Raw genomic sequence first — 13,479 nt, forward strand, 5'->3', positions numbered from 1 at the left:
TCACAGGCCGAGCGTGGCGTCGAACGCGAGCGGCGGCCCGTCGACGAGCGCCGCATAGTAGGGATAGGGATCGCGGTGCGTGACCGCTGCGATGGGATCGGTCGGGTTCATGCGGACAGTATCGGCGCAGCGCGCCGCCGCATGTTTCGGGCTGGCGTGAAATGTCGCGGCGCGGGCGCTGCGTGTGGCCGCATCGCGACGACAGGTAAATGTCAGGCAGCCGACCGGTAGCGATGCGACTGCATGCGCATGCGGACACGCCCGGCCGAAATCGCGCGCGGCTCGGGCGCCACCGCGTCGTGAGGGAACATTTCCTGTCGGAATTCGCCGCTTTCGTCGAACCACTGGCAGATCAGCCAGTCACCGTCGTCGAACACGACCGGCCCGGCAAAAGTGACGGTCATGCGCGGCCCACCCGTCTTCAGCGTCACGACATCGCCGACGCGAAACCTGACGCGTTGATTTTCTCGGATCGTCATCGCTCTCTCAGCATTTTTATATATCGATATTACCGGCGGCCCACCAACCGTTCATTCGAACGTGCCGCAGATTATCAATCAAAAAACCTGCCCGCAACTCCCGCGCGCAAAAACTTACCGGACGGGAAAATGCAACAATGTGCGGCATCGGCATGCAGGGCGGTCGCCCGCTCGCCCGATCCGGCGCGGTTTGCGCGCCAGCGCCGGTCGAACGGGCGGAATGCGGAGAATAGACGATGTATTTTGCGTCGTCACCGACGTTTAATTCGGACGCGAAATCGGTTGATTATTGTCAATCAATGTTTCGACTGGGAACGATCCCACGATTTAATTACCCTCAATCCCGGAACAAATCCGGTGAATTATCCGGCGACGCAAACCAGCGGTTGATATCGCGCCCCGGTACGGCAGCTTGCGTAAATGTAAACGTGCCCTCCTGCGCCATCTCCTTCGCCGCGCGCAGGAACGCGCCGAGCGCGGCCCGAGCCAGTGCGCCGCCGACGCTCACGCGCTTCACGCCGAGCGCCGCCAGCGCGTCGAGGCTCAGCAAGCCGCCCTGCAGCCCCATCACGACGTTCACGGGTGCACCGACCGCCTGCGTCACCGCCGCGATCTCGTCCGCATCGGTGATGCCCGGCGCATACAACACGTCGGCGCCCGCGTCGCGATAGGCGACGAGCCGCGCGATCGTGTCGGCGAGGTCGTGGCGGCCATGCAGGTAGTTTTCGCAGCGCGCAGTCAGCGTGAACGGAAACGGCAGCGCGCGCGCCGCGTCGACGGCCGCCGCGATGCGCTCGATCGCCGCTTCGAGCGCGTAGATCGGCGCGTCGGCACGGCCCGTCGCGTCCTCGATCGAGCCGCCGACCGCGCCGGCCTCCGCCGCGAGCCGGATCGTTTCGGCCACCGTGTCGGGCGCGTCGCCGAAGCCGTTCTCGAGATCGGCGCTGACGGGCAGGCCGCCCGCGGCGACGATCTCGGCAATGTGATCGAGCATCGCGTCGCGGTCGATCGCATTGTCGGGCTGCCCCTTCGAAAACGCGTAGCCGGCGCTCGTGGTCGCGAGCGCCTCGAAGCCGGCCATTGCGAGCAGGCGCGCGGTGCCGGCGTCCCACGGGTTCGGGATGATGAAGGCGCCGGGGCGCGCGTGCAGGGCGCGGAAGGCTTCGGCTTGGCGGGCTTGCAGGTCGGAACGGGTCATCGTGGACTCCGGAAGGAAGTTGACGGCTGAGCTTACGCCGGTCGTGCACACGACGTTTCAGCGTTCGCCGAAATGTCGTCGCGCGACCGGAAAAAACCAATGCACCGACTGCGTGCCGGCAGCCGGCAACGAGCAGGCTGGCTTCGCCCCCCGTCCGTTGCCGGCCCGCGGTCGCTTACTTCGCTGCGAGTGGCGCGCCATCGACGCCGAGCAACACGTCGGTGACGGCTTCGGAGAAGCGCATCGCGCGACCGTCGATCAGCACGCCGTCCGGATTCGACGGGTCCCGCGCGGCTTGCGGCACGCCGTGTGCGAGCAGCACCCGCGCGCACGCCTCCCAGTCGGACGCGCCGACATGCTCCGGTTCGTTGACGGATGCCCAGGACAATGTGCCGAGCGCGTCGCTGTCGAATCCGTGCATGTCGCGCCAGCTCGCGCCGTGTGCGAGCAGGAACGCCAGCAATTCCGCATCGCCGCGGAACACCGCATGATTCAGCGCGCTCGCGTCCCAGTCGCCGCCCCGCGCCGCGATCGGCCAGCCCAGTTCGACCATGACCTTCACCGCGTCGCCCGAACCCCACGCGGCGGCGTCCGGCAGCAGCCGCAGCCGCTCATCGGGCAGCGCGCCGGGCAGTTCGGGATGGCGCGCCTGGATGCGTCGCGCATCGTCGGCGTCGGCGCGCGCGCAGGCCGCGACGAACGCGTCCTCCGCGTCGAGCGTCTCTTCCGCGCCGGCCTCGCGCAACAACGCCGCGACGTCGGACAGCCCGGTCTGCATCGCCAGCCGGTACGCACTGACGCCCGTCGGGGTCCGCGCGCCGGGATCGGCGCCGGCCGCCAGCAGCGCGGCGACGTGGCGCGCCGAGCAGCGCACGCCGATCGCCCGCAACAACGGCGCGCCCCAGGTCTGCGCCAGCCCCGCGCCGGGTGGCTCGTTCGGGTCGCCGCCATGCGCGAGCAGCAGTTCAAGCGCATCTGCGTCGCGCATGTCGAACGCACGCCGCAACGCATTCGTCCCGCCCACCCGTGCGCCGTGTTCGAGCAGCACGCGCGTGCAGGCCGGATTTTCCACCGAGTGATACAGCGATTCGCCGTCGTTCGGGTCGGCGCCGGCTTCCAGCAGCATGGCGGTGAGCACCGGATCGCGATTGACGCCCGCCGCACCGTACAGCGCCGACAGCGGCTCCGCTTCGTCGGATGCGGCGAGCGAAGCCGGCGGAAAGCGGTTGCCGATCCGCTGGTTCGGATCGGCGCCGGCATCGAGCAGAAGACGCGCGCAGGCGCGCAGCCTGACGGCGAACTCGGGCATCTGCCCGAGCCGCGAATGCGTGACGGCGACCAGCGGCGGCAGCTTCAGCACGCCGCCGGCGCGCGCGATCCAGCCGGGATCGGCTGTCAGTGCCGCCTTCACGGCGTCGAGATCACCGGCCGCACATGCGACGGTCGGATCGCCTGCAACGAGATCGGGATGATCGAGCAGCAGTTGCGCGGCGACACGCGGCCGGGGCGCGTCGTAGCCGCCGGTCACATCGCCGCCGTACGCCAGGTCGAGCCAGCGCCGGATCAGCTGCGACCGCTGTTGCCCCGCCAGCGCATGCGTTTCGACGAATGCGCCGAGATCGGCCCATGATGCAAAACCGTACTCGCGCGCGATGCAGGATTGCGCGTCGTGCAGCCGGAGCCCGAGCACGCGCGCTTCGTCATGCGTGCGGTTCGCGGCAGCAGGGAGAAACCGGACAAAACGCGCGACGGCATCGGCGTCACCTTGCCGATACAGGCGCAACAATGCCTTGGCCTGCTTTTTCAGATGATCGGGATTGGCCTTGGGAGGCAGCTTTTTCATGCGAATCCTCGTGCAGTCATGGCCGAAGGTCCGCAATACCGCCAGCACAAAGGACAGGAGGAAGACTGGATTTGCTGCGACAGGTGGGTTCAACCCTTTCCGCGGACCCGGAAGCGCCCCGCATCGCTGACCGGTATCCTAGGCGACGGCCGGTGACCTCGTCAACCGTGCCGCGCCACGTGGCGGCGCCACTCAACCCGCGAGCTTCTTCGTCAGGAAAATGCGCGTGTGTCCGGCCGGATAATCCGGCAGCTCGCCGAAGCAGACATAGCCGCGCTTCTCGTAGAACGGCCGTGCCTGAAAGTCGAACGTGTCGAGCCACGCGCCGTGGCATCCGCGCGCGACGGCTTCCGCTTCGGCCAGATCCATGATGCGCGTGCCCGCGCCCTGGCCGCGCGCTGCCTCGGGCACCACGAGCAGATCGACATGCAGCCAGCCGTACGCCGTGCTGCCCCACAGGCCACCGACCACCGCGCCGTCGCCATCGGTCACGACCACGGCGAGCGCACGGAAGTCGTTCGGGCCCGCCTGGCTTTCGTTGAACCGGACGAGCGGCGCGACGATCTGCTTGCGAACGTTCGCGTCGCCCGCGTCGGTCACCTCGTATGTGAACGTCATCGGTTGAATCCGCTTGAATCGACAATAAGGAACGGTTGAAGCGGTACGTGCCGCGTCAAACGACGTAAGCGCCCTTCGCGTGCAGTTCCGCTTCCGTGCGCTCGAGCGCAGCGATCGCATCGCTGCCTTCGAGCGCCAGCAGCTGCGCGACCAGCGCTTCGGCCATCGCGTGCGCGGCCACCAGCGACGGGAAGAACGACGGGCTGTCGTGCGTGAAGATCAGTTGCGCATCCGCGTGCAGCGCGATCGGCGACACCGCGCTGTCGGTGATCGCGACGATCCGGCTGCCCTGCGCCTTCGCGGCCTGCGCGACGCGCGTCGCTTCCGCCGAATACGGCGCGAAGCTGACGACGACGGTCACGCTCTGCTTCGCGATCGTCCGCAGCTCCATTTCGAGCGAACCGGCGACGCCGTTGAGCAGCGACACGGTCGGGCGGAACAGCCGGTAGCCGTACACGAAGCCGAACGCAACCGGATAGCACGAGCGAAACCCCGCGACGTGCACGTGCGACGCCTTGCGGATCAGTTTCGCGGCGTCGGCGAGCGCGTGCTCGTTCTGCGCGGCAGTGGCGGACAGGTTGTGTTGTTGCGCGGCGAGCAGGTCGTGCGCCAGCGACGCCTTCGCATCGGGCCGCACGAGCGAGCGCGCCCGCTGCGTGAGCGGCTCGGGGCGCGTACGCACGCGCGCGACGCACAGGTCGCGCAGCTCGTTCCAGCCGGGGAAGCCGAATTGCTGCGCGAGCCGCACGAGCGATGCAGGCTGCACCTGCGCGCGCTGTGCGACCTTGCGCATCGACGAAGTGGCGACTTCGTCGGGATGATCGAGCAGGAAGGCAGCGCCCGCCTGGAATTGCGGGCTCAGCTCGGAAAATTGCGCCCGGATCCGGGACGCGAGTTCGTCGAAATTGGCGGCCATCTTGGTGGGAACGGGAACCGGTCGTCCATGGTATCACCGGCCCCGCGCGCACCGGTCAGCGCAGCACTTCGACGTGATCGGCGTCGACCTTCACGCTGCCCGACCATTTGCGCTCGAATTCGCCGCTCACCTTCACTTCGCTCTTGTCGCTGACGGGCTGGCCGGCCGCCCACAGCTTGTGGTCGATCTCGACGCGGATCGTGCCGGTCGCATCGGCGAATTCGTAATCCTCGCCACCGACATGCTTGACGATGCGCCCCTGCAACTGCACGTGCTGGTCGTCCTTGCCGCTCGCGAGCAGCTCCTTCACGGTGGTCGTGGTCAGCGTGGACGGCCCCGTGTATTGCGCATAGACGGCGGCAGGCAGCGTGGCGAGCGCGACCGTCAGGATTCTGGCCAGGTGTTTCATGATCTCGTTCCTCTTCTTCGATGTGGCGCCGCGCTCCGTTGAACGCGACGGCGCCAGATTACGGACCGTAAGATTAAGCAAACCTGAAGGTCGCGCCGAAGTGACACGGTGCCGCATCAGACGAGTACGAAAGCCCGCCGCGCGCCGCCCGCATTTAAGGTCCACCTAAGACACGGGCGCTTATCATGGGAACCCCGGGTGCCACGGCGCCCCGTTGAAGAGACACCAATTCATGCGCGTATTGCTCGTCGAGGACGATCCGTTGATCGGCAGCGGGCTCGAACAGGGCCTCAAACAGGAAGGCTTCGCGGTCGACTGGGTGAAGGACGGCGACGCCGCGTCGCTCGCGCTGCGCGCGACCGGCTATGGCCTGCTGCTGCTCGATCTCGGGCTGCCGAACCGCGACGGCCTGTCGGTGCTTGCCGCGCTGCGACGCCGCGACGAAAACCTGCCCGCGATCATCATCACCGCGCGCGACGGCGTGCCCGACCGCATCGCGGGCCTCGACAGCGGCGCGGACGACTATCTCGTCAAGCCGTTCGAGCTCGACGAATTGCTCGCCCGCATCCGCGCGGTCAGCCGCCGCCACGCGGGCCGCGCGCAGACGACGCTCGTGATCGGCCCGCTGCGCCTCGACCCCGTCAAGCACCTCGTCTGGCTCAATGACGACGAAGTGCCGCTGTCGCCGAAAGAGTTCGTGCTGCTGCACGAGCTGATGCGCGACCCGGGCGCGGTGATTTCGCGCGAGCAGTTCGAGGAGCGGCTGTACAGCTGGGGCGAGGAAATCGAGAGCAACGCCGTGCAGGTGCACATCCACAACCTGCGCAAGAAGCTCGGCCACGACATGATCCGCACGGTGCGCGGCGTCGGCTACCGGATCGGTGACGGCGCATGACGCGCATGCAACGCGCGATCGCGCGCTGGCGCAACGCGTCGCTGCGGCGGCGCCTGCTGACGTGGCTGATGCCGGCCGCGTGCGTGATCGGCCTCGTCGCGAGTGCAGGCACCTACTGGGGCGCGCTGCGCGAGCTCGACGACCTGCTCGACGACCAGATGCGCAGCATGTCGAAGCAGATCGTCGTCGGCCCGAACGGCGAGCTGTCGTTCAGCGACCACGCCAACGGCAAGCACGGCTTCGAAGCGAGCGACCCCGACGCCGTGCTGCTGCAGGTCTGGCGCAACGGCACGCTCGTGTATTCCACCGACCGCGATTCGAAACTGCCGCCGCCTGAGCAGAAAGGCGTCGCGAGCGTCGACGTCGGCGGCCAGCCGTGGCGCACCTATGTAACCGAGCGCGGCGGCACGACGATCCGGCTCGCGCAGGCACGCCATGCGCGGTGGGAAGCGATCGCGGGCATCGCCGTGCACCTGCTGTGGCCGGTGTTCTCGATGCTGCCGCTGCTCGCGATCGGCCTGTGGTTCGGCATCGGCGCGGGGTTGCGGCCGCTGCGCACGATTGCATCCGGCCTCAAACGCAGGAATGCGAACAATCTGGAACCGGTCGACGTCGGCTCGATGCCGAACGAAGTCCGTCCGCTCGCCGAAGCGATCAACGACCTGCTCGCGCGCCTCGACCGCTCGTTCACGCTGCAGCGCCACTTCATCGCTGATGCCGCGCACGAATTGCGCACCCCGATCATGGGGCTGTCGATCCAGTCGCAGTTGCTGCGGCGCGCGGCGACCACCGAGGAACGCGAGCACATCCTCGCGCAGATCCAGGCGGGCACGACGCGCCTCGGCCACCTCGCCGAGCAGCTGCTGACGCTCGCACGCCTCGAACCCGATGCGCAGGCGGCGGCTTCCGCGTCGGCGCCCGTCGATCTCGCCGCGCTGTGCCGGTCGGTGGTATCGGATCGCACGCGCGTCGCCGACGCGCACCGGATCGATCTCGGCGCGATCGTGTCGACGCCCGTGATGACGTCGGGCAATGCGGACACGCTGCGCGTGCTGCTGAACAACCTCGTCGACAACGCGATCCGCTATGCGGGCGACGGTGCACGCGTCGATGTGTCCGCGCGGATCGACGGCACGACGCCCGTGCTCGAAGTCGCCGACGACGGCCCCGGAATCCCGGAAGCCGAACGCACCGACGTGTGGGAGCGCTTCTATCGCGGCGAGGGCGCGCAGGCGGTCACGTCGTCCGGCAGCGGGCTCGGCCTGTCGATCGTCAAGCGGATCGCCGAACAGCATCGCGCGACGGTCGCGCTCGGCACCACGCGCGGCGGGCGCGGGTTGACCGTCACGGTGCGCTTTCCGCTGCCGGCCTGACATCTGCGCGACGCGCGGCTTTTCCACAGATTGTGTTGGCAAGCTTGTGGACAACCGTCCAGCAACGGCACCAAGCCCTTGATCGGAAAGGGTTTGTCGAGCCTGCGCGGCAAATGCGCCAGCCCGGGGCTGCCGCACGCCCGACTCAGTTGTCGACGACGATCCGCTCGATCCGCAGGCCCGTCGAGGTTTCGAGGACGCTGGCGTGCTTCCGAACCGGGCAGTACAGGCGCCCTTCCGGGTAGCCGTCCGGTCTCGGCAGCGTCCGATCCTCGACGTGAACGACGACGGTCCCGTCGAGCGGATACGCGCCGACCTGTTCGCCCATGTAATAAAGCCTGCCGTTCAACTGGTAATAGCCGTTCCCGAGATACCAGAACGAATCCTTCCCGGTGGCGATCGGCGTGTTGCCGAGGTAGATCGCGTCGCCCTTCCTGACGATCGGGAAGAATCGCAAACCGATCCTCGATTCGACGATCGTGTAGTGATTGGCACGGATATCGTCGAGCACCTTGTCGCGGAGTGCGTCGTTCATGCGTTCCGCGTCATGGAAATACGCGGTCTCGTATCTCGGCGGGATGCACGCATGCGCACTCGCGCCACATGCCGCCGCCAGTAACGGCACGGCGATCTTCTTCCAGGTCGTTCTCACCGATTTCTCTCCAGGTTCCTTGTTGTTGGCCGACCATCCGCTGCAGCCGATGTTACCGGTGCCGGATCGCATCGCCAGTGTACCGACCCGGCCTCGCGCAACGACGTTCACCCATAAACTTGACAACCAGTTGTCCATTACGTAAAGTAGTTGTCAATTCATCCCGCGTATCGAACATGACGAAATCCGCGAAGTTGACCGCCGTCGCGCTGTCCGTATTCCGCTTGAACGGCCTGCTGATCGAGTGGGGCAACACCTTTGCCGGGCCACACGGCCTGACCAGTGCGCGCTGGCAGGTGCTGGGCGCCATCTCGATGGCGCCGGAAGCCCCGAACATCCCGCAGATCGCCGACGCGATGGGCATCACGCGGCAGGCGGTGCTGAAGCAGATCAACGTGCTGACCGACGAAGGGCTGGTCCAGTCGCTGCCCAACCCGGCGCACAAGCGCTCCCCCTTGTACGCGCTGACGCCGCGCGGCGCGGCGGCCTATCAGGCCGTGGTCGGGCAGTGGCAACAGCATGTCCGCGACATCGCCGGCGACTTCAGTTCGGCTGACCTGGATGCGGCGATCCGCGTTCTGTCGGCGATGTCCAGCGCGCATGGTGCCGATGCACCGACGTGAGCGCTCAATCGCCCCCGTCACTCTCACCCTCACCCGAAGGAGTTCCCATGCCTCATTTCAAGCCGCTGGATCCGGCCTTTCCGATCCAGCAACAGATCGCCATCGACGCTCAGCCGGTCGTCCTCGTCAACCTGTTCACGCTGGCCGCAGCCGACGAAGCGGACTTTCTCACCGTGTGGAAGGACGATGCCGAATTCATGAAGCGGCAGCCCGGGTTCATCTCGACCCAGCTGCATCGTGCGCTCGGCGACAGCCCGACTTACCTGAATTACGCGATCTGGGAATCGACCGAAGCGTTTCGCGCGGCCTTCACGCATCCCGAATTCGTCGCCAAGCTGTCGGCCTATCCGTCGTCCGCCGTCGCGAGCCCGCATCTGTTCCAGAAAGTCGGCGTGGCCGGTATCTGCACTGCGTGAGTGCACGCCCGAAGCGGGGCAATGCGTGGCATTCGCGGGTGTGTTGCGCGTCGCTCGCGCACCCCGACTTCTCCACAGAAAATGTTGGCAAGCTTGTGGATATCCTGCGCACCGCAACGCTAAGCCCTTGATCCGATGGACTTTGGCACGTGTGATGCAGACGGAGCCCCGGTGATGGCCGTCAAGTACCCCGCTTCGCCGCACTTCGCATCACGACGCCACGGCGATGCGTGCCGCCGTCGGCGCACACGTGCCCGACATGCGCTGCGCCACTTACCCACAGATTTTGTTGGCAAGCTTGTGGATATCCTGCGCAAGCCTGCGCTAACCCGTTGATCGGGCTACGGTTCATGTGCGGTGTCACGGTTGCGGCAACGAGCGGCGCGCGCATGCGCGCATGCGGACGATCCCGCGCAACGGCAGTGCACCGCCGTCGCCTTGACGCTCGCGCCCGCCACGCGTCAAGATCACGCGAGCCGCACGCAGCCGCGCATCGCCGGCTTCGCGCGACGGCTCAACGGGCCGGCCTTGCCGCCGGCACCGCACCACGACACTTCACTCCGAGGAAGGCCATGGAACACTTCACCGCGTGGCAGTTGGTCGTCTCACTCGTGCTGGTCGCCGTCGTCATCTATCCGTACGTTCGCATCGTCCGGCGCACCGGGCACTCGGGCTGGTGGATCCTGACGATGTTCGTCCCGATCCTGAACTTCATCATGTTGTGGGTGTTCGCATTCGTGCGCTGGCCCACTGTCGACGATCGGCAGCCCTGAGCGTCGCGACGACAGCCGGGGGGCTTGTCCACAGATTGTGTTGGCAAGCTTGTGGATAGCCTGCGCATACCGCGACCAAGCGCTTGATCCGAAAGACTTTGTCCGCGCCGCTTCAAATGCGGCACGCGGCCGGCAAAGTGCCGCTCGCGCATCGACTTGCTGTGTAACGGACCGCCTTCTACGTGTGCGAACCGGGTTTTCCACAGATTTTGTTGGCAAGCATGTGGATAGCCTGCGCATACCGCGGCCAAGCGCTTGATCCGAAAGACTTTGTCCGCGCCGCTTCAAACGCGGCACGGCGGCCCGCGCCACGCTTGACGCAGCCGCGCGCAGGCTTGTCCACAATTTTTGTTGGCAAGCATGTGGATATCCTGAGCATGCATGGCCTAAGTCGTTGATCGCACAACGTTTGATCGCGCGGGTCACGGCTGCGGCACGGCATGCATGCGGATCGCATCATGCACGCCGCGCCGCCCGCTTCAACCGAACGCCTGGACCACGATGCGCGCGACCGACGCGATCACGTCTTCTTTCGAGCGCGCATCGGCACGCGCCTGCGTGTAGTACACGGCCAGCGCGATCGGCGCACGCGACGGCGACCACACGACACCCGCGTCGTTGGTCGTCCCGTAGTCGCCGGTGCCCGTCTTGTCGGCGACCGTCCACCCGGCCGGCACGCCCGCGCGGAGCCGCTTGTCGCCGACCTTGTTGCCGCGCATCCACGTGACGAGCTGCGCACGCTGCGCGGCCGGCAGCGCATCGCCGAGCATCAGCACGCGCATGCTCGCGGCCATCGCGGCCGGCGTCGTCGTGTCGCGCAGGTCGCCCGGCAGCGCGGTATTCAGTTCGGTCTCCCATCGATCGACCCGGAACGAATCGTCGCCGATCGAGCGCGCGTAGGCCGTCACCGCCGACGGGCCGCCGAGCAGCTTCATCAGCAGGTTCGCAGCCGAGTTGTCGCTGTACTGGATCGCGGCCTCGCACAGCGCGGCGACCGTCATGCCGTCGTCGACATGCTTCCCCGACACCGGCGAATAGTTGACGAGGTCGGCCTTCGTATACGTCACGCGCTGTTGCAACAACGCCGGACGCTCGACGCTCTGCGCCAGCACCGCCGCGCTCAGCATCGCCTTGAACGTGCTGCAGAACGGGAAGCGCTCGTTCTGGCGATGTTCCGCGCGCCGGCCGGTCGCGATGTCGATCGCACACACACCGAGGCGGCCGCCCGCGCTGCGTTCGAGCGCCGCCAGCGCATCGAACGTCTCCGCATCGAGCGAGGCGGTCGTGGCCGCCGCGACCGCGGCGGCGGCCTCGCTCGACGGATCCGGTGCGGTAGCCTGCCGCGACGCGCACGCCGCGACGGTCAGGGCGAGCGGCGCCGTCGCGGCAGCCAGCAACAGGGTTCGACGTTTCGATGAGTAAGTCATGTCGGTTGTCTCGTGGTGGAATGGAAGCGAAACAGGTTGAAAACGCCCGGCCGGCGAGACAGCACTATCGGGACTTTACGGTTGCCTGACAAGCAACGATAATTGAGCGCTGACGAAAGAAATTCTTATGACAAAGCTCCGCCCTCATCTTCCGCTCAATGCGCTGCGCGCGTTCGAATCGTCGGCGCGCCACCTGAACTTCACGCGCGCCGGCCTCGAGCTGAGCGTGACCCAGGCCGCGGTCAGCCAGCAGGTGCGTTCGCTCGAGGAGCGGCTCGGCTGCACGCTGTTCACGCGGCTGCCGCGCGGCCTCGGGCTCACCGACGAGGGGCGCGCGCTGCTGCCCGTGCTGAGCGACGCATTCAGCCGCATCGAGACGGTGCTCAAGCAGTTCGACGGCGGGCGCTTCCGCGAGGTGCTGACGCTCGGCGTCGTCGGCACCTTTGCCCTAGGCTGGCTAATGCCGCGGTTGAAGCAGTTCGGCGATACGCACCCGTTCGTCGAACTGCGGCTGCGGACCAACAACAACGTCGTCGACCTCGCCGCCGAGGGCCTCGACTTCGCGATCCGTTTCGGGGAAGGCAACTGGCCGGCGACGCGCAACGAGCGCCTGCTCGACGCGCCGCTCACCGCGCTGTGTGCGCCCGACATCGCGCGGCGCCTCGCGCAACCGGCCGATCTCGCGAACGAAACGCTGCTGCGCTCGTACCGCATCGACGAATGGCACGGCTGGTTCGATGCGGCGCAGCTTGCGCCGTGGGCGGTCAACGGGCCCGTGTTCGATTCGTCGCGGCTGATGGTCGAGGCAGCAATGCAGGGCGCGGGCGTCGCGCTCGCGCCGGCCTGCATGTTCGCGCGTGAACTGCAGCTCGGCCTGCTCGCGCGACCGCTCGACATCGACGTGTGCGCGGGCGGCTACTGGCTTACGTCGCTGAAATCGAAGCCGCTCACGCCGGCGATGACACTCTTTCGCGACTGGATCGTGGCCGAAGCGGCCAGCACGGCGCAGGCCGAATGACACGGCCCCGCTTGTCCACAGAAAGTGTTGGCAAGGATGTGGATATCCTGGGTACCCGGGACCTAAGCCCTTGATCGCGCACGAATTAACCCGCCGACGCAGACATCGGGCAGCCCATGTACACGGGGCTTCGCGAGCCGGCCTTCGGCAGCCCGATCCTCAACTGTCACGACGCAATCGATTGCGAGTTATCCACAGAATATGTTGGCAAGCCTGTGGATATCCGTCCAATGCGCCGCGTAACACCCTGATACAAAAGGGGATTCAATATACGGACCTTGCGCGGTCAACCGTGTGGCAGCGCACGCGCTTTCGCTCGGCACGCGCAACACACCCGGCCCGGGGCCGGAAGGTTCTCCACAGATTGTGTTGGCAAGCTTGTGGATATCCTGCGCATCGGCCACCTAACTCATTGAGCGCACGGGGTTTTGTGCTTCGTCTGCAGAATCGGGCAGCGCCGGCGCAGCCCGTGCGGCTGGCGCCGGCGCCATCCGGGCATCAATGCCGGTCGAGCCCGCCGCGCAATTCGCTCGCCTTGTCGCGCAGCGCCTCGTAACCCGAGCGCGCATGCTCCGGCAGGTCGGGATCGCCGATCAGCGCGCCGAGCGTTTCGATCAGGCTGAACAGGATGCCCTTCGCCGCGCCGACCGCGATGCTCTGCGATTCGATCGACTTGTGCAGGTGGTCGACCGCCGCTTCCAGATTCTCGAGCTTGTGCTCGCTGTCGTCGGGCCGGTTGTCGGTCGTCATCGTCTACCTCCGCCATCGTTCAAGGGTCATGTCACGATTCTATGCCGCTGCGCGCGAACGTGGCGCGACATCGCGCAACGTTCGCGCAG

At 66.9% G+C, this 13,479-nt stretch carries 16 protein-coding genes; 7 read left to right on the forward strand and 9 right to left on the reverse strand.

All coding sequences use genetic code 11. From position 1 onward, the window contains the following. Positions 1–212: 212 nt before the first annotated feature. The 6 genes from G3O06_RS19590 to G3O06_RS19615 all read right to left on the reverse strand — a co-directional run bounded on the left by G3O06_RS19590 (position 213) and on the right by G3O06_RS19615 (position 5,463). Complete coding sequence (locus G3O06_RS19590; protein ID WP_174917600.1) at positions 213–479, reverse strand: YodC family protein; 267 nt, start codon at positions 477–479, stop codon at positions 213–215. Between the two features lie 337 nt (positions 480–816). Further along, positions 817–1,677: an isocitrate lyase/phosphoenolpyruvate mutase family protein gene (locus tag G3O06_RS19595; RefSeq protein WP_205817182.1), complete on the reverse strand. Its 861-nt coding sequence runs from the start codon at positions 1,675–1,677 to the stop codon at positions 817–819. Positions 1,678–1,852: 175 nt separating this feature from the next. Beyond that, entirely contained in the window at positions 1,853–3,520 is a 1,668-nt protein-coding gene (locus tag G3O06_RS19600) for an ankyrin repeat domain-containing protein (protein ID WP_205817183.1), read from the reverse strand. Positions 3,521–3,712: 192 nt separating this feature from the next. Beyond that, positions 3,713–4,138, reverse strand: coding sequence for a GNAT family N-acetyltransferase (locus G3O06_RS19605; RefSeq protein WP_205817184.1), 426 nt, complete (start codon positions 4,136–4,138; stop codon positions 3,713–3,715). 55 nt (positions 4,139–4,193) lie between these two features. Further along, the gene (locus G3O06_RS19610) at positions 4,194–5,054 is read right to left on the reverse strand and encodes a MurR/RpiR family transcriptional regulator (protein WP_011354378.1); all 861 of its coding nucleotides are present in this window, start codon (positions 5,052–5,054) and stop codon (positions 4,194–4,196) included. 55 nt (positions 5,055–5,109) lie between these two features. Next, positions 5,110–5,463, reverse strand: coding sequence for a NirD/YgiW/YdeI family stress tolerance protein (locus G3O06_RS19615; RefSeq protein ID WP_174917596.1), 354 nt, complete (start codon positions 5,461–5,463; stop codon positions 5,110–5,112). Positions 5,464–5,695: 232 nt separating this feature from the next. On the opposite strand from G3O06_RS19615, the gene G3O06_RS19620 reads away from it, so the two are divergent. Both G3O06_RS19620 and G3O06_RS19625 read left to right on the forward strand, forming a co-directional pair. After that, positions 5,696–6,358, forward strand: a complete 663-nt coding sequence (locus G3O06_RS19620) for a response regulator (protein ID WP_174917595.1) — start codon at positions 5,696–5,698, stop codon at positions 6,356–6,358. Beyond that, positions 6,355–7,731 (forward strand): ATP-binding protein, encoded by a 1,377-nt coding sequence (locus G3O06_RS19625; RefSeq protein ID WP_205817185.1) that lies wholly within the window; start codon positions 6,355–6,357, stop codon positions 7,729–7,731. The genes G3O06_RS19620 and G3O06_RS19625 overlap by 4 nt, the downstream gene beginning before the upstream one ends. Positions 7,732–7,876: 145 nt before the next feature. Here G3O06_RS19625 and G3O06_RS19630 read toward each other — a convergent pair whose 3' ends face one another. Continuing rightward, positions 7,877–8,266: a hypothetical protein gene (locus G3O06_RS19630; protein ID WP_205817186.1), complete on the reverse strand. Its 390-nt coding sequence runs from the start codon at positions 8,264–8,266 to the stop codon at positions 7,877–7,879. On the opposite strand from G3O06_RS19630, the gene G3O06_RS19635 reads away from it, so the two are divergent. From G3O06_RS19635 to G3O06_RS19650, 4 genes are all read left to right on the forward strand, one after another. Then, a complete protein-coding gene (locus tag G3O06_RS19635) occupies positions 8,265–8,528 on the forward strand; it encodes a hypothetical protein (protein WP_174980873.1) in 264 nt (87 codons plus the stop codon). The genes G3O06_RS19630 and G3O06_RS19635 overlap by 2 nt on opposite strands. 31 nt (positions 8,529–8,559) lie before the next feature. Beyond that, positions 8,560–9,006: a MarR family winged helix-turn-helix transcriptional regulator gene (locus G3O06_RS19640; RefSeq protein ID WP_174980875.1), complete on the forward strand. Its 447-nt coding sequence runs from the start codon at positions 8,560–8,562 to the stop codon at positions 9,004–9,006. A gap of 47 nt (positions 9,007–9,053) precedes the next feature. After that, positions 9,054–9,422 (forward strand): antibiotic biosynthesis monooxygenase family protein, encoded by a 369-nt coding sequence (locus G3O06_RS19645; protein WP_205817187.1) that lies wholly within the window; start codon positions 9,054–9,056, stop codon positions 9,420–9,422. Positions 9,423–9,994: 572 nt separating this feature from the next. Continuing rightward, positions 9,995–10,195 carry a hypothetical protein gene (locus G3O06_RS19650; RefSeq protein ID WP_174917588.1) on the forward strand — a complete coding sequence of 67 codons (201 nt, stop codon included), beginning with the start codon at positions 9,995–9,997 and terminating at the stop codon, positions 10,193–10,195. A 479-nt stretch (positions 10,196–10,674) separates the two neighbouring features. Here the strand turns inward: G3O06_RS19650 and blaPEN-bcc are convergent, their stop codons facing one another. Next, positions 10,675–11,622, reverse strand: coding sequence for a PEN family class A beta-lactamase, Bcc-type (blaPEN-bcc, locus tag G3O06_RS19655; protein ID WP_205817188.1), 948 nt, complete (start codon positions 11,620–11,622; stop codon positions 10,675–10,677). Positions 11,623–11,749: 127 nt separating this feature from the next. On the opposite strand from blaPEN-bcc, the gene penR reads away from it, so the two are divergent. Then, positions 11,750–12,640 (forward strand): beta-lactamase transcriptional regulator PenR, encoded by an 891-nt coding sequence (gene penR / locus G3O06_RS19660; protein WP_174980880.1) that lies wholly within the window; start codon positions 11,750–11,752, stop codon positions 12,638–12,640. Positions 12,641–13,138: 498 nt separating this feature from the next. On the opposite strand, the gene G3O06_RS19665 is transcribed toward penR, so the two are convergent. After that, complete coding sequence (locus G3O06_RS19665; protein ID WP_011354368.1) at positions 13,139–13,390, reverse strand: hypothetical protein; 252 nt, start codon at positions 13,388–13,390, stop codon at positions 13,139–13,141. Between the last annotated feature and the right edge of the window lie 89 nt (positions 13,391–13,479).

It is taken from the genome of Burkholderia sp. Ac-20345 (assembly GCF_017104825.1).
GTDB classification, from domain to species: Bacteria; Pseudomonadota; Gammaproteobacteria; order Burkholderiales; family Burkholderiaceae; genus Burkholderia; species Burkholderia lata_B.